The sequence below is a fragment of the Pseudomonas sp. CCI4.2 genome (assembly GCF_034350045.1).
Lineage (GTDB): Bacteria > Pseudomonadota > Gammaproteobacteria > Pseudomonadales > Pseudomonadaceae > Aquipseudomonas.
The window spans coordinates 3,869,192-3,888,178 of the sequence record NZ_CP133781.1 but is presented as its reverse complement, the minus strand read 5'-3'; the positions used below and the strand labels follow the sequence as shown (position 1 = coordinate 3,888,178).

Here is an 18,987-nt window from a genome sequence, read left to right as displayed (position 1 = left end):
GATTTCTGCTCACCACTTCAGCTCGATGTCGGTCTCGAACAGCCGGACTTGCCCAGACAACGGATCGATAAAACGCAAGCTTTGCGCCAACAGTTTCAAGGGTTGATTGAAGTCATCCTTCACTGTGTTGATGACCTCCGGATAAAACGGGTCGTTACAGATGGGCGCACCCAACGCCGCCATGTGCACGCGCAATTGATGCTTCTTGCCCGTTACCGGGTACAGGCCATAACGCCAAAGCTCGCCATTACGTTCACTGACCTCAATACGGGTTTCGGTATTGCTGACGCCCTCTGCTTCGCGCATTCGAAAAAAAGGCTCTCCGGCTACCAGACGGCTTTTATGCACTCGGGGAAACTCGACGTCAGGCAACGCCCGCGCAATGGCCTCATAACGTTTGTCGATTTGACGGGTTGGAAACAAGGACTGATACGCCGAACGGCTGCTCTTGTTTGCCGAGAACAACACCAGACCCGCCGTGTGGCGGTCAATTCGATGCAAGGGCACCAGATTGGGATTGTCGAGGCGGTGGATCAGACGTCGCAATAACGTCTGCTCTACATATTCGCCGGCGGGCGTTACCGGCAGAAAATGCGGTTTGTCGGCCACCACCAAGTGCTCATCAGCATACAAGATCGTTTCCAGTACCGGGATCGGTGTTTCGTTCGGCACTTCGCGAAAATAGTGAACACGCAAGCCTTCTTTATAGGGTAACGCAGAGGTAATGGCCAAACCGCTAGCGTCCAGCACCCGGCCTCTGGCGATTCGATCCAGCCATTGCTCTCGACTGATCGCCGCAAAGTGCGCGCACAAACACTCCAGAACCGTGCCCCACGGCCCGGCGGGCAAATAAAGGGTGCTGGCCTGGGTGTGTGCGGGGGAGAAGTTCGACTCGGACATGAATGGGCTCAGCAGCGGGCGGGCCTTGATTGGCCGGTTGCGCATTATCGCGCAACGGTTGACTGGAATCTAATAGCCGTGTGCGCTGGTGCGGCCTTAGCCCGGAACCTGGCACCTAACCTAGCACCGAGCCAGCACCTGGCTTTGCGCCGCAGCGGCTTCAGTAAACTCTTTTAACCAACGCAATACGTCCACTGCTTCCCAGCGTGCAGGGTCGTATAACGCGTAAAGCAGGCCCTGATAACCGACCACATCCAACTGACGGTGATAACCTGCACGTTGAAACAGCGCTTCGATTTCGGCGAAACAGGTATTGAAATGCACTTTGGTAAACGGGGTTTTGCCCTCGGTGACCAAGCCATCCATGCGTAACTCCAGCACGGCTTCGCTGACCACCTCGGCCGACATGTGATTCACGCTGTTTTTCAATTGTTCGACATTGACCATGGCTGTAGCTCTCTGTGTGTTCTTTGCATTCGTTCAATCGCGATTGGACTGCGCTGTCAAGCGCTGAGCTCTATCAGCACGGTTGCAAGACAGGACGCCCATGCGCCAGCGCGGAAATCGCAGGCGGCGGGAAGACCAGAAGCATACGAATAATTCCGCATTCCTGTACATGCATACAGTAAACGAATCAGAGATGACTGACCACGGGTTAATGCCGAGCGGGCGTCTAACGAAGAAACGTCACCACCTGTTCGGCATCGAAAGGCCAGTCCAGCTCGGCACCGGTATCGATGCGGCGCAGCACCGGAATACGCAGCCCGTAGTCCTCGAACATCGCTTCACTCTCGCCGATATCGATCAGCTCGACCATTAAACCGTGCTCGACCAAAGGCAACAGTTCCGCTTCGGCGACTTCACACAAGTGACACCCGAGGGTGCCCAATAGCTGGCATTCAGGAGGCATGGTTACACCTTTAAACAGAGACATTTGAGCGTGAGACAGGCCCTATTTTAGGCCCGTGTCATTGAGGGCGTCGAGGGCAAATCCCACGCTAAACGCTGCCAGGCTTTCAATCCTGACTGACCGATCCGATCTTGTGTATCGACAAGTCGGCACCGTAGTACTCCTCCTCCTGGGTCAAGCGCAGGCCGGTCACCCACTTGATTGCACCATAAACGACGAAGCCACCGAGCAGCGCCACGCCTACCCCCGCCGCGCTGCCGATCAATTGGCTAACCAGACTGACACCGCCCAATCCACCCAGCGCTGTTTGTCCAAAGATGCCGCAGGCGATACCCCCCCAAACGCCGCACAAACCATGTAACGGCCACACACCCAGCACGTCATCAATTTTCCAGCGCACTTGGGCGGCGGTGAAACACCAGACAAACAAGGCGCCGGCAATTACGCCGGTTATTAAAGCGCCAACGGGGTGCATCAAGTCTGATCCGGCACAGATCGCCACCAACCCCGCCAACGGACCATTGTGCAGAAACCCCGGATCGTTACGACCAACAATCAGTGCCGCAACAGTGCCACCTACCATCGCCATCAGTGAGTTGACGGCCACCAGCCCGCTTACGGCCTGCAGGGTTTGAGCGCTCATGACATTAAAGCCGAACCAACCGACGATCAAAATCCACGAGCCCAGCGCCAAAAAAGGAATACTTGAAGGTGGATACGCCACCAACTTTCCCTCTCGATAACGCCCGTTACGGGGACCCAACAACAGCACTGCGGCCAAAGCCAGCCAACCGCCCATAGCATGCACGACAACCGAACCGGCAAAGTCGTGAAAGCTGGCGCCGAAACGGGCCAACAACCAGGCTTGCAGGCCAAAGTTACCGTTCCAGACAACGCCTTCGAAAAAGGGGTAAACAAACGCCACGATCAAAACGGTTGCACACATCTGCGGGGCGAATCGCGCACGTTCAGCAACCCCACCGGAAATAATCGCTGGAATAGCCGCCGCGAACGTCAGCAGAAAAAAGAATTTCACCAAGCTGTAACCGTGATCAGCGCTGATTACTGCGGCAGGCTGTAGAAAACTCACCCCATAGGAAATCCAATAGCCTATAAAGAAGTACGCGAGCGTCGACATCGCAAAATCACTGAGAATCTTCGACAGCGCGTTCACCTGGTTTTTATGGCGAACGGTACCGACCTCAAGAAACGCGAAGCCAGCGTGCATGGCTAACACCATGACTGCGCCGAGCAAGATAAAAACGGTGTTGGAGCTCTGGACTAAATTGTCCGCAGCACTGTGTAGATTTTCCATGGATGGGCAGGCCTGCAAATTTGCTGAAAAGCACCAAAACAGGTCAACCGACGATAACCCGCACCGAAACAGCGCCACCCTATTTCAGCGGTATCTTGGCGTGTACCTATTTGGCGCAAATAAATCAGGCAGTCATTCTGAACAATGGACTTTTACGAAAGTTTTTGAGTGCGAGCGTCAGGTCTGAAGCATATTGCCCTAGCCTTCGCCCTTATTAAGCGCATCCGCCCTCCGTGGCGCACCAACGAGAAGCAAGTCCTGTACCAGCCGCCAGCGATTAGCGGCTTGCGATTGAAATGAACCTTCAGTAAACGGTTAGACTCGAAGCACCAGAAGCCACTAAACGGAGATAACCATGGCCCGCACTACAGCGCAAAACGCTCAGGAAGTACTAATGGCTGACTTTCAGACATTGGTCAGTGACACGGAAAAGCTGCTGGCACACACCGCAACGTTAGCGGGTGATCAGGCTGATGAGTTGCGGGGGCAGATTCACGAAAGTCTGCTCAAGGCGCGGGAAACACTGAAGCTCACCGAAGAATCGCTCCGCGTGCGCGGCAAAGCGGCCGTAGTGGCCACCGAAGACTATGTGCAGAGCAATCCGTGGCAATCCGTTGGCATCGCAGCCGGCGTCGGGTTCTTGCTGGGTCTTCTGGCTACCAGGCGCTGACGGTTATGGCTTTGGGTACAGAATCAGGTCCACCCCCTTCGGACTCTACCTCTACGCCTCGGCGCTTGAGTGCTGCATTTCTGGGCTTGCTGCACAGCCATGTCGAATTGTTCGGCATTGAACTGCAAGAGCAAAAATCACGCACGGTCAGCCTGTTTCTCTTTGCGGGCTTGGCGCTGGTGTTCGCATTGTTGCTGTTCATAGGCCTATCGGCCCTGGTGTTGATCTTGGTATGGGACACTTACCGGCTCGCTGGCATCATCGGCCTGTGTCTGTTCTATACCTTGGCCGCAGCGTTCTGTGGCATGCGACTAAAAGCGGCGATCTTTGATGAGTCTTCACCCTTTAGCGCAACGCTCGAAGAACTGGCCAATGACCGTGAGCGACTGATGCCATGAGCCTGATTGAACCGCAACCAAACTCCCGACGTGAGCTGCGCAAGGCGCTTATCCGCCTGCGAATGGAAATGCACCGCCAGGAAATTCGCCACGAAACGAGCCAACTACTGCAACCGCTGCGTCGAGTGCGCGGCATGAGTCAGGACTGGCAAGGCGTACTGGGAATTAAACATGCTCCGCTCTGGGGCATGGGCATTGTTACCCTGCTTGGCTTTCTCGGCGGCAAGGGGACCAAAGCCGGTGGTCTCAACAGCGTCTCCCGCTTGGTAAGACTGGGCACCACCCTTATGCCATTGATAAAACTGGTATTACAGGGTTCACCGCCCAAACGCTGATTATTCTATCTGGCTGCATTCTTGCAGAGCGTTACCGACTTGATCACCTCATGGCTTGCCATGGGGTGATGGGTGATGGGTGCTGCCTACTCGGCAGACCCTTTTCTGAACCCACAAAGGAGGTTCCGTGATCGATGGGCAACCGCTAGCCTGCTTTCAGCCGTTCATCGATACCGCTACAGGCCGCATTGCCGGTGTCGAAGCCCTGGGTCGCCTGCGTCAACTTGATGGTCAACTGTTATCCGTTGGCCCGTTATTCGCTGACCCGAAAAGCTCTCCGGCGATTCTTCGCCGTCTTGACCGAGCCATCCGCGACAATGCCTTGAGCCGCCTGCATGAAGTCCCTGCTGACTGGTTTTTGAGCCTTAACATTTCGCCGCGCTGGATCAGTCGGCTTCGTCCCGGCCAGCCGCTCCCCAGCCTAAAACAGCTGAAGCGTCATGGTGTGGCGCCACAGCGCATCGTTTTCGAAATAACTGAGCTGGTCGGCGATAGCCAGCGCTTGGCCAGCGTCGTCGCACGCTACCGCGAAGCGGGGGCACGCATTGCTATCGATGATTTTGGCGCGGGCTATTCACAGTTGGATCGGGTGCTGGCGTTACAACCCGACATCTTGAAACTGGACATGCGTTTATTCCAGGCCGCTGCGAGGGGTGGTCCCAGCAGTGATGTGGTTAAAGCGCTCGCGCAGATGGCCGAAAAGACCGGATGCTGGATCATTGCCGAAGGCGTTGAAACCGAAGCTGAACTGGATTTCGCCCTGGAATGCGGATCACGTTACGTGCAGGGTTTTTTATTCGCCAAAGGTGAATTGGACTTCCCCCCCGCCGACGCATTTGTCCGGCGATTCGGCGAACTGCGTGACCGCTATGTGCTGAAAAAGCTGGAAGAGCGCGCTCGCCTCATGACCTTACGTCAGCAGTTGGGCACATTGATGAATCTCCTCCAACGTTGGGCGGAGGGTCATGCCCCTGTCAGTGATCTACCGCAGTTGCATGACTACCCTTGGTTTCTGCGCTTCTACCAATGTGATCGTCACGGAACCCAATTGACGCCAAACCTGGAATGGCGCAACGGCGCCTGGCACGCAGACCCCAGCTACCTGGGTCACAACTGGTCCTGGCGACCGTATTTTTACCAGCTGTTGGCTGAAGGATGGGACGACCGGCGCCTGACCCTCTCCAACACCTATCGCGACGCGACCAGCAACCAATACTGCCTGACTGCCGGACAGTTTTTCGACAATGGTCAACGTTTGTTGCTTATCGATATTGATGCAGCGGGGTTGTGATTCGGGATGTGCATAGCATGCAGATAGGCCCTAGCGCAGATCAACAGACAAACGCACGCCGGGACTGAAGCCTTCCCGAATGAATTCAGTCCCACATATGTTGGCGTTGCACAGATTTTTGTAGGAGCCAAAGGCTGCGATAAGTCCGAAGGACCTTCGCCAACCCGTTGGCTCCAGAGGTGTAGATCACCGTGCCAAAAAACGCTCTCGGCCTTTTGTATCCGCCCCGGTACATTCACGACAATCCCCCGACACGCTGACAGAACAGCCTTGCGCGCCGTCTGTAGGCGAGTAGCCTGCGGGCAGCGTTGTTCTTCAACCTTTAGACGGCACTCGCACCATGCAATTAAGCCCTACCCCCACACCCGACAACGCCCTGGCCGAAGAACGTCGCTGGAACATCCGTGCGCTGATCGTCGACGACGATGTGCCGATTCGCGAGCTGCTGTGCGATTACCTGGCGCGCTTCAATATTCAAAGCCGCGGCGTGACCGACGGCGTGGCGATGCGCCAGGCATTGACCGAAGAAACCTTCGACGTGGTGGTGCTCGACTTGATGCTGCCGGGGGAAGACGGCCTGTCGCTGTGTCGCTGGTTGCGAAGCACGTCAGACATTCCGATTTTGATGCTGACCGCCCGTTGCGAACCCACCGACCGCATCATTGGACTGGAACTGGGGGCCGATGACTACATGGCCAAGCCGTTCGAACCCCGGGAGCTAGTGGCCCGTATCCAGACCGTGTTACGCCGGGTGCGTGATGACCGCAGCGAGCAGCGCACCGTCGTTCGTTTCGATGCCTGGCGTTTGAACAGCGTCATGCGCCAACTGACCGCACCCGATGGCTTAGTGGTGCCGCTGTCCAACGCTGAATTCCGTTTATTGAGCGTATTCCTCGAACGTCCACGCCGAGTACTTTCCCGCGAACAATTGTTGGATGCTGCCCGTGGCCGGACGATTGATGCGTTCGATCGAAGCATTGATCTGCTGGTGTCTCGCCTGCGACAGAAACTCGGTGACGACCCAAAAGCGCCGCAACTGATCAAAACCGTACGGGGCGAAGGCTATCTGTTCGACGCCAGGGATATCGGTTGATCCGTTCAGCTGACACCCTGTTTGCCCGGCTTTTCGGCGGTGCATTGCTGGCAATCTTGCTGGCGCACCTGTTGGCCTTCATGTGGTTCATGCACTACGGCCCGCCGCCTGCGCCACCTCATCCGCCGTTTGCTGCAGAATACGGCCCGCCCGGCCCCGATGTCGGCCCCGACTTCGAGCACTCAAGACCGCCACGGATGCAGCACCCGCCAGGCCCACCACCCCTGTTCGGTGGGCCGATTGTGCCTTTAGTCTTTCAACTGATCACCTTGGTCGCGGCTGCCTGGTATGGCGCCAAGGCGCTAAGCCGACCGATTCGGCGCATGAGCGAAGCCGCCGAGCGTTTGAGCGAGAACCTCGACAGCCCGCCGCTGGAAATCACGGGGCCCTACGAGGCGCGCAAAGCCGCCCAGACTTTCAACCTGATGCAGCAGCGTATCCGCGAGCAGGTTCAGCAACGCGGGCGCATGCTTGCGGCCATGTCTCATGACATGCGCACGCCGCTGTCGCGCTTGAAGCTGCGGGTCGAACACATCGAAGAACCCAAGCTGCACGGGCAAATGTCCCAGGACCTGGACGACATGATCAACATGCTCGACGCCACCCTGACCTACCTGCACGAACAGCGCACCCGGGAAACGCCGCAACTGTTTGATCTGCAAGCGCTGGCCGAGTCCCTCACTGAAAACGCTCAGGATCAGGGTGACGATGTGCAGTGCCATGGCCACTGCACGCCGCTCATGACGCAACCGATGGCGTTGCGGTCCTGTTTGAACAATTTGATTGATAACGCCTTGCGCTACGCCGGTCATGCGCACATCGACATTCACGACCACCCGCATCAGGTCCAGGTTCGAATTATCGACCGGGGGCCCGGCATCGACCCCAGTCAACATGAATCGGTGTTCGAGCCGTTTTTCCGCGTTGAGGGTTCCCGTAACCGCAACTCCGGGGGTGTCGGCATGGGCATGACCATCGCCCGCGAAGCCGCACGGCGCATGGGCGGCGACCTGCAACTGGAGCAAACCGTTGGCGGCGGACTGACAGTGGTCCTCAATCTGCCTCGCCCGTTGTCGTAGCAAGCTCTGGACAACTGTAGGGGCTGCCGAAGACTGCGAAGAGGCCCATCGTCAGCTCAGAATGTGTGCACTACCTGAATCTGTGGGACCAATTCATTCTCTGTAGCCAACTTGTTGGCGAAGGTTGGTGCGGTGAATCAGGCACACTGCCTCGCCAACAAGTGGCTCCTACAGCGGTTTGCCGGCGCGTTTGATTCCAGGTATCGGCTCCGGTACACGCCTCACATACCGCGGACACTTCATCCCCAGAGTCTGTATAAGCCGGAGCACCGTTACCGGCCAAATCAATCTGTGGGGAGTCAGTCCGATGATCAGTGGCGTCAGTAGCAGCAATAGTTATTCGAGTTACACCAGCTCAAGCGCGACGGCAACTGCCAGCGCGGCCAGTAAAAAGTTCCAGGCTGAGTTGCTGGCAAAACTGGACACCAATGGCGACGGTAGCATCAGCAAGGACGAACTGAGTTCAGCCGAGACGTCGGACAGCAAAAACCGTGTCTTGGTGAGCCTGAGCAAGGCCTTCACCAGCCTCGACAGCAATGACGACGGCAGCCTCGACGCGACCGAGTTGTCCGCCATGGTGCCACCTCAGCCGCCGGCGCAACCGTCCACCGACGTCGCCGATAAGCTGCTGAGCTATCTGGACACCAACGGCAGCGGCTCCATCAGCAGTGACGAACTGAAAACAGCCTTGAGCAGTACCGACAGTACAGCTGACAGCTCGAAACTGTTCGCCGCACTGGACACCAATAAAGACGGCACCGTCAGTCTTGATGAGCTGAGCAGCGCATTGCAGGCGTCCTCTGGACCACCGCCTCCGCCGCCTGCACAGGACTCCGCCGCTCAATTGTTTAGTCAGCTCGACGCCAACAACGATGGCAGCATCAGCGCCAGCGAGTTGAGCAGCGCACTGGACAGCGCATCCGCGAGCAATAGCACCAGCAGCACGCACTCAACTACCAGCGCCAACGACTCCAGCTCGCTATTGAGCAGTCTCGACAGCGACAGCAGCGGCAGCATCAGCCTTGAAGAATTGACGTCGGCGCTGACGAGCACCTTGAGTGCCAACGCTAGCAGTGCAAGTACGGGCGCTAGTACAAGCTCAAGTACAAGCGCCACCACCGTTGCAAGTACCAGCACGGACACCAACCTCACGGGGCAAAACACCACCGAAGCCAAACACGCCGCAGCCTTGGCGCTAAGCAAGATGATTGCTGAGCTGACTCAGCGTTACACCACCAACGGCGGCAAACCCGTCGGCAATAACCTGAACGTCGCAGCCTGATACAAAAACCCCGCGACACCCAGGTTTCGCGGCGGTTTAGCTAACACCCCACCCAGCGGATCAGAGGACGGTTGGAGTGTCAGGACGTTGGTTTTTTGAAGCGGTCCAGTCGATCAACAGGCTGTAGGCCACCGCCAATAACGTCGGACCGATGAACAAGCCAATAAACCCGAACGCCAGCAAGCCGCCAAATACCCCCAGTAACACAATCACCAACGGCAAATTGCCGCCCCGACTGATCAGGTAAGGCTTAAGCACGTTGTCGACGCCACTGATGATGAACGTGCCCCAAATGCCGAGAAAGATCGCCATGCCGTATTGGCCTGTCCAGGCCAGCCACGCCGTGGCGGGAACCCAGAGCAGCGGTGGGCCCATCGGCACCAGACTGAGCAAGAAGGTGCCAATCCCCAGCGCCATTGCGCCCGGAACGCCGGCAATCAAAAACCCGATAAACGCCAACACCGCTTGGGCCGCCGCTGTACCGATGACCCCATTCACCACTCGCTGAACCGTACCGGCCACCAAGTCCAGATAATAATGGGCTCGGTCGCCAATCAAACGCTCCAACAGGCTGAGGACAAACGCCGCCAACCTTGGGCCGTCGCGGTAGAAGAAAAACACGAATACCAGGCTCAAGGTAGTTTCGAGAATCCCGCCTCCAATCTGCGCACTGCGCGCCAACAACCAGTTCCCGACCTGGCCCAAGTAAGGCTTGATCGCGATCATCGCCGCAGCGCCCTGCTCGTCAATGGTGTTCCAGTAACCCACCAACCGCTCCCCAACAATCGGCACCCCGGCCAACCACACGGGCGGCTCGGGCAGGCCATCGACCTGAACGTCCTTGATGAACAGGGTCGCATCCCGCACGTGGTCTGCCAGGTTAAACCCTAGCCAGACCAAAGGCGCTGCCACCAGCAACATCCAGATCAGGGTCAACACGCCGGCCGCCAGCGACTCGCGCCCGTGAAGCCAGCGCGTCAGCACGCGCATCATCGGCCAACTGGCGAACGCCAACACCGCGCCCCAAAACAGCGCCGACCAAAACGGCGCCATGACCCAGAGACACGCACCCAGTAGCGCCAGGAGCAGAATCTGCACCAGCAGGCGATCATTATTGAGCATGGGTTATCCCGAAAAAGAAAACGGAGGTTGTAAGCATAACGGCGAACACCGACAGCGCCAGTGTTCGCCCGATGAGAACAAGGATTTCAGCGAATAAGCTCGACAACCAGGCCCGGCTTGTCAGCACTGCCGGTTTCAAGACGTGCCGCGCGCACGCTTTTGGTGATCAACGCCTGACGCCAAGCTTCGGCATTCGCCCCGGATACCGTGACCCGCACCGTGCTGTCCAGATTGAGCGCACGGGAAATCAAGGTCGTCCAGGTGTCCTGCGGGTCGCCAGTCAGCTTCGGAAACTCCAGTTTCCCGGTGCTTTTCAACTGACGCAGCAAGGTCGCCGAGGTGGGCAGTAGATCACCCAGCGGTGCGGCGGAATCAAACTGTTCGACGTGCAAATAGGCTCGACGATTGCCACGGGTAATGCCATACAACGCCACCAATGTGTCGTTCTTCGGGGCCGCCAGACGAAGCAGCAAATAGGCCTGCTGGTCATCGGCGCCGTACAGTTTGGAGTTACCGAACACTTCGTTGGCCCACAAGCTGCTTTCACCACAGTCCCGAGCCTGGCACCAGAACAACAGCTCGGCGCCCTGCTTTTGCAGCGCTTCCCGAGCGATGGTAAAAGCCTCATCCGAGGTGTGTTCGGTGGGCAGCTCGTAGGTCACAGAAGTGGCGCTGCCTTTGGCGCTGACTTGGCCGTCAAAGCGCAACTGGCCACTGATTTTGCGGATAGAACCTAACGGGTAAATTCGCTCCAGGTCCACCGGCGGGCGGTAGTCGACAATTTCGGCGTCCAACACCCGTGGCACCACATCCAGGTCATGGCTGCCGGGAACATCGGCGGCAAAGAGCAGGGTACTTAGCAACGAACTGCTGATCGACACGCTGAGAACACTCAGTAAACGCATACGTGCTTTCATCGGGTCGCCAAGGTGAGGGCGGGCTGGTTGGGGTTGCAGGTTACGGCGGGACGGTGGTCCATCAAGGTCATCTCCTGTTTCAAGGAGCCCAGCCTCGGCAGTTGCCCGCCGCAAGTCAAGGAACGGCGTAAAAGCGATTGAAACAGTCTGCAACAGAGCGTGCGCCCTCTTCGTCATTCAGGTGCAGGTGATGACCGCCCTCCAGGGTCGTGACTTCAAAAGGCAGTTGCGACAATAACTCCGGATGTTGCGCCAGCATGCCCTGCCCGGCCACCACCAACTGCGTCGGACAACTGACGCGTTTAACGAAGGCCATCGCCTGATCTCGGGTCAAGCGCATGGGTGACGCCAGGGTCAAGCGGCTGTCACTGCGCCAGGTATAACCACCGGCTACCGGCATCAAGCCACGTTGGGCGAGCAATTCAGCCGCTTCACGGCTCACGGCCACCACGCCTTTCATCCGGGCTTCCACTGCACTGTTCAGGTCAGGGTAGACCGGCTTGTGTTTGGCAGACAGGTTCAACTTCGCCTGCAATGCCATGCCCATCCGCTCTGCGGTACTATCCGCTTCGCCAGTGGGCGGAATCACGCCGTCGATCAAGGCCAGACGCGTAACCCGCTCGGGCAGCGCACCGGCCAGCACCACTGAAATAATCGCGCCCAACGAATGCCCCAGCAAAGAAAAGCGCTGCCAGCCCAGTTGTTCAGCCACCTGCAACACGTCATGGGCGTAGTCCCACAAGGTATAACCGGAACCCACTGGGCGATGGTCCGAGTGCCCGTGTCCGGCCAGGTCCAAGGCGACAATCCGTAGCCCTTTAAGTTGTGGCGCCAGGCGCGCGAAGCTGTTGGCGTTGTCCAGCCAACCGTGCAGGGCGATCACCGGTTGACCGTCTTCCGGCCCGAACAGGTGGGCGGCCAATTCGATGTGCGGCAACCTCAGGCGAACTTCTTCGACCGGCATACTCATGCGCTGATTCTCTCGGTGAGCGCCATGTTCCAGCGAGCAAATACCTGCTTGAGCAGGTCGGCGGTTTCTTGCGGACGTTCCAGGGGAAACATGTGACCTCCGGGCATAGATAACGACTCACCCAGCGGCAGGTGTTTTACCGAACGGGCGTGATGACGCATGACCACTCGGCTGTGCTTGCCGCGAACCACGGCCAGCGGTACTTGCAACTGTTGAGCGCGACCGGGGCTGGTGTGCGGAACGCTGCGGTAGATGCTGATTTCCGTGGCCGGGTCGAAGCTCAAGCGCAAGTGCTCTCCGTCTTGCCGCAAACCGTGCAGCAAGTAGGCATCGAAGCATTCTGGATCAAAACGCCGAAACAGGGTTTTGCCGGAAAAGTAGTGGCGGGCGGCGTCCATGTCAGCAAACGCTTCCCGACGTCCCAAGGTGCGGCCCGCCGGGGTAATGCGATCAATAAAGCCAAAGCGCTTGGCCGCGCGGATCATCAGTTGATCGGCCAATGTGAGTACCGGTGAGTCAAGCATCACCACCCCGCGATACAGCTCCGGACAGCGCAGCGCTGCATGAAAATGCAGCACGCCGCCCAACGAGTGCCCCACGCCCCAGACCGGCTCGGGCTGTAGACGCAGGTGATAAATCAGCTCATCGACTAAATTCAGCCAGTTGTCATCCACCGGAAATCGCGGATCATGGGCGTGCTGCTGCAAATGTGAAACGACGAAATCCGGCGCCAAGGCAGCAAACAACTTGCCGTAGGTGGCCGACGGAAAGCCGTTGGCGTGAGCGAAAAACACCTGTTGCGACATACGAGCACGTCCATAACGAAAACCCAGTGGCGATTGTGCGCACCCGCCCAGCGCCGGGCAATGACTGTAACCGCCACTTGAAGTGACACTTAGGACAGGATTGCCTTCACAGGATCAACGAACCGGCGGTTGCTCGCCTATGGGCACGACCGCCATGGTCAGGCGCGAGATACAGCTGGCCTTGCCTTCGTCGCTGGTCAAGCGAATGTCCCACACGTGTGTCGTGCGGCCAATGTGGATTGGGTGGGCGACTGCCGTCACTCGACCGCTGCGCAAACCGCGCAGATGGTTGGCGTTGATTTCCAGACCGACGCAAAAAAACTTGCTTGGATCGATGCACAGGTAGCTGGCCATCGAACCCACGCTTTCTGCCAGCACCACCGAAGCCCCCCCGTGCAACAGCCCATAAGGTTGATGGGTACGGTGGTCGACCACCATGCTCGCGGTAAGGGAGTTGTCATCGAAACTTTCGAAACGTATGTCCAGCAGCTCACCGATGGTGTTCTTCTGCAACCCATTGAGTTGTTCGATATTGGGGGTCGTAAGCCAAAGGCTCATGTTAAATCCCTGGGTTATGGCGCCCGGTTGGCGAGCGCTTAAATTGGAGTCGGTCGCCGCATAGTAGCGTTTTCGAACGCCCGTTTCATTCGGTAAAAAATGATGTGATCACGTCAGATTTTCGGGGTTATGCCCAGCGCGGTGCTGATCTCCACCAAGATCGCCGGATCATCAATGGTAGAAGGCGGCGTAAACACTTCCCCGTCGGCTATTTTGCGCAACACGGCGCGCAGTATTTTGCCGGAGCGAGTTTTGGGCAGTCGCTTGACCACCACTATCCGCTGCAAACAGGCTAACGCGCCGATTTTCTCACGCACCAAAGCAACCATTTCGCTCTGCAGTTGCGCATTGCTTTCTTCGATGCCGTCTTTAAGCACGATCATCCCTAACGGCACTTGGCCTTTGATCTCGTCATGTACGCCAATCACTGCGCACTCGGCGACGGCCGGGTGTTGGCCCACCAGGTCTTCCATCTCGCCGGTGGACAAGCGGTGACCCGCGACATTAATCACGTCGTCGGTGCGGCCCATGATGTAGACGAACCCTTCGTCATCGACATAGCCGCCGTCGCCGGTATGAAAATAACCGGGGAAGCTCTGTAAATAGGCCTCAAGGTAGCGCGAATGGTCGTTCCACAAGGTTTGGCTGCAACCGGGTGGCAACGGCAAGGCAATCACCACCGACCCCTGCTCGCCAGGCCCGACCAGTTGCCCGTGCTCATCCATCACCCGAACGTCGTAACCCGGCACCGCGCGGTTGCTTGAGCCAGGGCCGGGACGGTGACCTTCCAGACCCACGCATGGCGCAGTCACCGGCCAACCGGTTTCGGTCTGCCACCAATGATCGAGGACGGGCTTGCCAGTCAGTTGTTCCAACCACTCGTGGGTGCTGGAATCGAGTTTTTCCCCGGCCAGAAACAGATGACGAATCGAGCTCAGGTCGCGGTGTTTGATCAGTTCGCCGTCGGGGTCCGCCTTGCGAATCGCCCGCATGGCGGTCGGGGCGCAGAACAAGGCATTAATCCGGTACTCCTCGATCATCCGCCAATAGCTTCCTGCATCCGGCGTACGGATCGGTTTGCCTTCGTACAGCACCGTCGTGCAACCGGCCATCAACGGCCCGTAAACAATCAGCGAATGGCCAACGACCCAGCCCACATCGGAAATCCCCCACCAGACATCGCCGGCTTGCATGCCATAAATCGAGGCCATGGTGAAGATCAGCGCCACGGCGTTGCCACCGTTTTCGCGAACGATGCCTTTGGGCCTGCCGGTAGTGCCTGAGGTGTACATGATGTACAGCGGGTCGCTGCTCGCGACGGGCACCGGATCAACCGGTGCAACACCGGCTAACGCAACGTTCCAGTCCAAGTCGCGCCCTGCCTGCAACGGCGCCAGAACTTGGGGGCGCTGCAAAACCAGCACCTGACGCGGCTGATGACGGGCCAGCTCCAGCGCTTTATCGACCAGGGGTTTGTATTCAATCACCCGGTCAAACTCGAGGCCGCAGGAGGCGGTCAGCAATAACGTGGGTTTGGCATCGTCGATCCGCAGCGCCAGTTCGTTGGCCGCAAAACCGCCGAAGACCACCGAGTGAACCGCGCCCAACCGAGCACAAGCCAGCATGGCCATCACCGCTTCGGGAATCATCGGCATGTAAATAATCACGCCGTCGCCTTTTTCCACGCCCAACTGGCGCAACAGTCCGGCCAACCGCGCCACTTCGTCACGCAGTTCGGTGTAGCTGTAACGGACTTTGCTGTAGCTGACCGGCGAGTCGTAGATCAACGCTGCCTGATCGCCGCGCCCTTGCTCGATGTGGTGATCCAGCGCCAGGTAGCTGCTGTTGAGCAGGCCATCGCCGAACCAACGGTGCGTGCCGTCGGCCAAGGTTTCAAGGGTATTGAGGGGCGCGCGATACCAGGCCACGTGCCGCGCCTGTTCGGCCCAAAAAGCCTCGGGGTCGGCGATCGATTGCGCGTGACTCTGGACGTAGTTCATCGGTTGCTGGCTCATCGGTATCCCTGTGATTGTTCTTGTCTGGGCTTGCGAGAAAGGCCTTACACCGATGAACGTAGCAGATGCGCAGCGAAATTCCGCTACGACTTTTGTCGATCGTATCAGCCGCGTTGCAGCCTGCGAGTGTTGGCCAACCGTTGAAGCAACAGCCCGAACAACGCCAAGACCGCGAGAACGATGACCACCAGCCCGTAGACGTTGGCAGTGTTGATCAGGCCGAAGCTGTGCGAAGACAAGCCTGCCACCAACGCAGGCACACAAAATGCCAAGTAACTGAGCACGTAGAACGTCGACATCAACCCTCCCCGTTCATGGGCATGAGCCAGTGGCATTAGCAGCCGCATGGCGCCCAGAAACCCCGAGCCGAAGCCACAACCCGCGATCACCGTGCCAACAAAAAACAACCACAGCCAGCCGCTGTTGACCGCCAGCAAAATCACCGCGACGCCAATGCCCAAGCAGGTCGCGCCGACGAACAAGGCCAGAACCGGCGCGCGCTTGCGCAGGTTAAGAATCGCCAGCACCCCACTCAAGGTAAGCGCAGCCACGGCCAACCCGCCATTCATGACCGAGGTTGAACCGGTTGCTGCGGCCAACAGCGAGGGCGTCAACGACAGGTAGAACCCACCCAGCGCCCATGCCGCAATGTCCACCGGCAGAATCAGCCAGAGCGTGCGCCGCGCTTGCGGCGGTACGCTCAGCGTCGGTTTTAGCGAGGCCCACACACCGGGTTGCGGGCTGACCGTTTCCGGCAAACGCCACAGGTACGCTGCTTGCAGCGCAAAGGCGATCAATAGCACGATAAACGCCAGTGTCAGCGGCATCGGTGCGTAAGCCACCAACACGCTGGTTCCCAGCGCGCCGCCCGCCATGCCCAATAATGGCGCCACGCTATTGACCAGCGGGCCTTGGACCTGATCACAGTCGAGCAACGCTGCGCCCAGTGCGCTGGCGGCCATTCCCGTGGCGAAACCCTGGAGCAACCGCGCCCAGAGCAACCAGGTCACGTCCGTGGCACCGATGAACAACGCCATCGACAGGATCTGCAGCAACAGTGCGGCAAAGATCACCGGACGCCTGCCGAGGTAATCCGACAATGACCCCACGACCAGCAGTGCCACCAACAAGCTCAACGCGTACGCAGCAAAGATCAACGTCAGCATCGCAGCCGAGAAGCCCCAGCTTTGCTGATACAGGTGATAAAGCGGGGTCGGCGTACTGGATGCGGCGAAAAAGCACAGTGTGGTAATGGCCAGAAACCCTACACTGTTACGACCGCGAACCGTCATAGACGGGTTCTGCAAAGGGTGGGACATGGGTACACTCTCCAAACAAAGCAAACCGCTAAAGCCTATATTTAGCTTTTGCGAGTGTGCAACGCGATTTCGCTTAAAGCAAATTCTTTGTGTTAAGGTCTGCCGCATGGCTATTAAAGAAGGTATTCGCACGGGCGGCCGCAGTGCCCGTATTCAGGAATCAATCCACGCGGCCATCCGCGACCTGTTGCTTGAGCATGAGCGCTCGATCCTCAGCGTGCCGATGATCGCTGCACGGGCTGGCGTCACACCGTCCACCATCTACCGGCGCTGGGGCGACCTGACGAGTTTGTTGGCGGATGCGGCAGTAGAACGTTTGCGCCCGGACGTGCCGGTCAATTGCGGCAACCTACGCGATGACCTGCAAAGCTGGACCGAGCAATACCTGGATGACATGAATTCCCTCGCCGGCCGGGAAATGATGCGCGACGTCGTGGGAAGCGCCACCAGTTGCTCAAGCAAATGTGCGTCTATCGTTCGCGATCAACTGCAAATCATTGTCGATCGCGCCATCGCGCGGGGCGAGGCCTCGCCGCCTGCCGAAGAACTGGTGGATGCCATTGTCGCGCCGATGATCTACCGGATTCTTTACGCTGAAGCCGCGCCGAGCCTGGAACGAATGTTTCAGTTAATTGATATCTGCCTGGTCCGGCACCGCTGATGATGATGGGTGCCGATAAACGACCCCACACCCTCGAACGACTCCGCGCAGGCCAACTCGACGGCATCAAACGCCTCGATTTGTCCTGCGCACTGGTTGAGTTTCCAGCGGAAATCTTCGACCTTGCTGACTCGCTTGAAACGCTTAACCTGACCGGTAATGCACTCAGCAGCCTGCCAGCCGACCTCTATCGCTTGAAAAAACTACGGGTCTTGTTCTGTTCGCAGAATCAATTCACCGAGCTGCCGGCGTGTATTGGCCAATGCAGTCAGTTGCAAATTGTCGGGTTCAAGGCCAATCGGATTCAGCACGTTCCGGCCGAGGCACTGCCGCCGCTGCTGCGCTGGTTGATCCTTACCGACAATGGCGTGAAAAGCTTGCCCGAGGCATTGGGCGACTGCGCCCGCTTGCAAAAACTAATGTTGGCCGGCAACCAGCTGCGTTCATTACCAGCGTCCCTTGCTCGCTGTACGCAACTCGAACTGGTGCGCATTTCCGCCAATCATCTGACCTCACTCCCCGACTGGCTGTTGAAACTGCCCGCCCTGGCATGGCTGGCCTACGCGGGTAATCCGCTGCCCACCCATCACGCCGAGACGCCAATTCGGCAAGTTGTCTGGTCGCACCTGGACGTGCAGCATCAATTGGGCGAAGGCGCTTCCGGGGTTATCCAGCAGGCGCTGTGGCAAGCACCGGAACAAATCGAGACCTCGGTGGCGATCAAACTCTATAAAGGCAGCATCACAAGCGACGGCTCGCCGCTGAACGAGATGGCCGCCTGCATAGCGGCAGGGGCGCATCCGAACCTGATCACCGTCGAAGGGCAAATCGCCGACCACCCGCACGACCAGGTCGGTTTGGTCATGCAACTCATTGCCCCGCACTTCGGCAACCTCGCCGGACCGCCAAGCCTTGAGTCGTGTACTCGGGATATCTACCCTGCCAACACTGTGTTCTCTTTAGAAACCGCGTTACGCCTGGCACGCGGCATAGCCTCGGTCGCCGAGCACTTGCACGCCTGCCACCTGAGCCATGGCGACCTGTATGCCCACAACATCTTGTGGAACCAGGACGGAGAATGCCTGCTGGGCGACTTCGGTGCGGCGTCTTTCCATCCCACTGAACACACAGACCAACCGGCGCTGCTTGAGCGGATCGAAGTTCGGGCATTCGGGATCTTGCTCGGCGAACTGCTGGAGCGTTGCGGGGCGCAGGAGGCGGGATTGCTAACGCTGCAGCGTCAGTGCATTCAACCGGACGTGTCGGCACGGCCATCCTTTGTTGAAGTAAATCGAGTGTTGCAGACGTTTTGAACGCGCGACCTCTGTAGATCGGTGTAATTGCCC

20 protein-coding genes are annotated in these 18,987 nt (G+C 58.3%); 9 read left to right on the top strand and 11 right to left on the bottom strand.

The features are described 5' to 3' along the window. Positions 1-9 precede the first annotated feature (9 nt). The 4 genes from RHM65_RS17715 to RHM65_RS17700 all read right to left on the bottom strand — a co-directional run bounded on the left by RHM65_RS17715 (position 10) and on the right by RHM65_RS17700 (position 3,125). Positions 10-900, bottom strand: a complete 891-nt coding sequence (locus tag RHM65_RS17715; RefSeq protein ID WP_322164629.1) for a pseudouridine synthase — start codon at positions 898-900, stop codon at positions 10-12. 120 nt (positions 901-1,020) lie between these two features. Then, the gene (locus tag RHM65_RS17710; RefSeq protein ID WP_322164630.1) at positions 1,021-1,347 is read right to left on the bottom strand and encodes a transcriptional regulator; all 327 of its coding nucleotides are present in this window, start codon (positions 1,345-1,347) and stop codon (positions 1,021-1,023) included. Positions 1,348-1,573: 226 nt separating this feature from the next. Next, entirely contained in the window at positions 1,574-1,810 is a 237-nt protein-coding gene (locus tag RHM65_RS17705; protein WP_322164632.1) for a glutaredoxin family protein, read from the bottom strand. A 106-nt stretch (positions 1,811-1,916) separates the two neighbouring features. After that, entirely contained in the window at positions 1,917-3,125 is a 1,209-nt protein-coding gene (locus RHM65_RS17700; RefSeq protein ID WP_322164633.1) for an ammonium transporter, read from the bottom strand. 355 nt (positions 3,126-3,480) lie between these two features. Between RHM65_RS17700 and RHM65_RS17695 the strand changes: the two genes are divergently transcribed. From RHM65_RS17695 to xopAW, 7 genes are all read left to right on the top strand, one after another. After that, on the top strand, positions 3,481-3,795 hold the full coding sequence (locus tag RHM65_RS17695) for a YqjD family protein (RefSeq protein ID WP_322164635.1): 315 nt from the start codon (positions 3,481-3,483) through the stop codon (positions 3,793-3,795). 5 nt (positions 3,796-3,800) lie between these two features. After that, positions 3,801-4,193 (top strand): phage holin family protein, encoded by a 393-nt coding sequence (locus tag RHM65_RS17690; RefSeq protein WP_322164636.1) that lies wholly within the window; start codon positions 3,801-3,803, stop codon positions 4,191-4,193. Beyond that, positions 4,190-4,528, top strand: a complete 339-nt coding sequence (locus RHM65_RS17685) for a hypothetical protein (RefSeq protein ID WP_322164638.1) — start codon at positions 4,190-4,192, stop codon at positions 4,526-4,528. The genes RHM65_RS17690 and RHM65_RS17685 overlap by 4 nt, the downstream gene beginning before the upstream one ends. A gap of 127 nt (positions 4,529-4,655) precedes the next feature. Further along, positions 4,656-5,819, top strand: a complete 1,164-nt coding sequence (locus RHM65_RS17680) for an EAL domain-containing protein (RefSeq protein ID WP_322164640.1) — start codon at positions 4,656-4,658, stop codon at positions 5,817-5,819. A 340-nt stretch (positions 5,820-6,159) separates the two neighbouring features. Beyond that, a complete protein-coding gene (locus RHM65_RS17675; protein WP_322164642.1) occupies positions 6,160-6,912 on the top strand; it encodes a response regulator in 753 nt (250 codons plus the stop codon). Then, complete coding sequence (locus RHM65_RS17670; RefSeq protein ID WP_322164644.1) at positions 6,909-7,991, top strand: HAMP domain-containing sensor histidine kinase; 1,083 nt, start codon at positions 6,909-6,911, stop codon at positions 7,989-7,991. Before RHM65_RS17675 ends, RHM65_RS17670 begins: the two co-directional genes overlap by 4 nt. 307 nt (positions 7,992-8,298) lie before the next feature. After that, positions 8,299-9,273: a XopAW family type III secretion system calcium-binding effector gene (gene xopAW / locus RHM65_RS17665; protein ID WP_322164645.1), complete on the top strand. Its 975-nt coding sequence runs from the start codon at positions 8,299-8,301 to the stop codon at positions 9,271-9,273. Between the two features lie 60 nt (positions 9,274-9,333). On the opposite strand, the gene RHM65_RS17660 is transcribed toward xopAW, so the two are convergent. The 7 genes from RHM65_RS17660 to RHM65_RS17630 all read right to left on the bottom strand — a co-directional run bounded on the left by RHM65_RS17660 (position 9,334) and on the right by RHM65_RS17630 (position 16,980). Beyond that, positions 9,334-10,395, bottom strand: coding sequence for an AI-2E family transporter (locus tag RHM65_RS17660; RefSeq protein ID WP_322164646.1), 1,062 nt, complete (start codon positions 10,393-10,395; stop codon positions 9,334-9,336). A gap of 86 nt (positions 10,396-10,481) precedes the next feature. After that, complete coding sequence (locus RHM65_RS17655) at positions 10,482-11,300, bottom strand: DUF4892 domain-containing protein (RefSeq protein ID WP_322164647.1); 819 nt, start codon at positions 11,298-11,300, stop codon at positions 10,482-10,484. A 127-nt stretch (positions 11,301-11,427) separates the two neighbouring features. Further along, a complete protein-coding gene (locus RHM65_RS17650; RefSeq protein ID WP_322164649.1) occupies positions 11,428-12,282 on the bottom strand; it encodes an alpha/beta hydrolase in 855 nt (284 codons plus the stop codon). Continuing rightward, positions 12,279-13,088 (bottom strand): alpha/beta hydrolase, encoded by an 810-nt coding sequence (locus tag RHM65_RS17645; protein WP_322164651.1) that lies wholly within the window; start codon positions 13,086-13,088, stop codon positions 12,279-12,281. Before RHM65_RS17645 ends, RHM65_RS17650 begins: the two co-directional genes overlap by 4 nt. Positions 13,089-13,202: 114 nt before the next feature. Then, positions 13,203-13,646 carry a hotdog fold thioesterase gene (locus RHM65_RS17640; RefSeq protein WP_322164653.1) on the bottom strand — a complete coding sequence of 148 codons (444 nt, stop codon included), beginning with the start codon at positions 13,644-13,646 and terminating at the stop codon, positions 13,203-13,205. A 113-nt stretch (positions 13,647-13,759) separates the two neighbouring features. Beyond that, positions 13,760-15,646, bottom strand: a complete 1,887-nt coding sequence (locus RHM65_RS17635) for a propionyl-CoA synthetase (RefSeq protein ID WP_322170972.1) — start codon at positions 15,644-15,646, stop codon at positions 13,760-13,762. A gap of 119 nt (positions 15,647-15,765) precedes the next feature. Next, the gene (locus RHM65_RS17630) at positions 15,766-16,980 is read right to left on the bottom strand and encodes an MFS transporter (RefSeq protein ID WP_322164654.1); all 1,215 of its coding nucleotides are present in this window, start codon (positions 16,978-16,980) and stop codon (positions 15,766-15,768) included. A gap of 106 nt (positions 16,981-17,086) precedes the next feature. Here RHM65_RS17630 and RHM65_RS17625 point away from each other — a divergent pair, with 106 nt between their 5' ends. Then, positions 17,087-17,641, top strand: a complete 555-nt coding sequence (locus RHM65_RS17625; RefSeq protein ID WP_322164655.1) for a TetR/AcrR family transcriptional regulator — start codon at positions 17,087-17,089, stop codon at positions 17,639-17,641. Continuing rightward, positions 17,641-18,954, top strand: coding sequence for a leucine-rich repeat-containing protein kinase family protein (locus RHM65_RS17620; protein WP_322164656.1), 1,314 nt, complete (start codon positions 17,641-17,643; stop codon positions 18,952-18,954). Before RHM65_RS17625 ends, RHM65_RS17620 begins: the two co-directional genes overlap by 1 nt. The last annotated feature ends 33 nt before the right edge of the window (positions 18,955-18,987 follow it).

Coding starts and splice junctions, on each gene's coding strand:
- RHM65_RS17715 (WP_322164629.1), bottom strand. CDS start 900: ATGTCCGAGTCGAACTTCTCCCCCGCACACACCCAGGCCAGCACCCTT.
- RHM65_RS17710 (WP_322164630.1), bottom strand. CDS start 1,347: ATGGTCAATGTCGAACAATTGAAAAACAGCGTGAATCACATGTCGGCC.
- RHM65_RS17705 (WP_322164632.1), bottom strand. CDS start 1,810: ATGCCTCCTGAATGCCAGCTATTGGGCACCCTCGGGTGTCACTTGTGT.
- RHM65_RS17700 (WP_322164633.1), bottom strand. CDS start 3,125: ATGGAAAATCTACACAGTGCTGCGGACAATTTAGTCCAGAGCTCCAAC.
- RHM65_RS17695 (WP_322164635.1), top strand. CDS start 3,481: ATGGCCCGCACTACAGCGCAAAACGCTCAGGAAGTACTAATGGCTGAC.
- RHM65_RS17690 (WP_322164636.1), top strand. CDS start 3,801: ATGGCTTTGGGTACAGAATCAGGTCCACCCCCTTCGGACTCTACCTCT.
- RHM65_RS17685 (WP_322164638.1), top strand. CDS start 4,190: ATGAGCCTGATTGAACCGCAACCAAACTCCCGACGTGAGCTGCGCAAG.
- RHM65_RS17675 (WP_322164642.1), top strand. CDS start 6,160: ATGCAATTAAGCCCTACCCCCACACCCGACAACGCCCTGGCCGAAGAA.
- xopAW (WP_322164645.1), top strand. CDS start 8,299: ATGATCAGTGGCGTCAGTAGCAGCAATAGTTATTCGAGTTACACCAGC.
- RHM65_RS17660 (WP_322164646.1), bottom strand. CDS start 10,395: ATGCTCAATAATGATCGCCTGCTGGTGCAGATTCTGCTCCTGGCGCTA.
- RHM65_RS17655 (WP_322164647.1), bottom strand. CDS start 11,300: ATGCGTTTACTGAGTGTTCTCAGCGTGTCGATCAGCAGTTCGTTGCTA.
- RHM65_RS17650 (WP_322164649.1), bottom strand. CDS start 12,282: ATGAGTATGCCGGTCGAAGAAGTTCGCCTGAGGTTGCCGCACATCGAA.
- RHM65_RS17645 (WP_322164651.1), bottom strand. CDS start 13,088: ATGTCGCAACAGGTGTTTTTCGCTCACGCCAACGGCTTTCCGTCGGCC.
- RHM65_RS17640 (WP_322164653.1), bottom strand. CDS start 13,646: ATGAGCCTTTGGCTTACGACCCCCAATATCGAACAACTCAATGGGTTG.
- RHM65_RS17635 (WP_322170972.1), bottom strand. CDS start 15,646: ATGAACTACGTCCAGAGTCACGCGCAATCGATCGCCGACCCCGAGGCT.
- RHM65_RS17630 (WP_322164654.1), bottom strand. CDS start 16,980: ATGTCCCACCCTTTGCAGAACCCGTCTATGACGGTTCGCGGTCGTAAC.
- RHM65_RS17625 (WP_322164655.1), top strand. CDS start 17,087: ATGGCTATTAAAGAAGGTATTCGCACGGGCGGCCGCAGTGCCCGTATT.
- RHM65_RS17620 (WP_322164656.1), top strand. CDS start 17,641: ATGATGATGGGTGCCGATAAACGACCCCACACCCTCGAACGACTCCGC.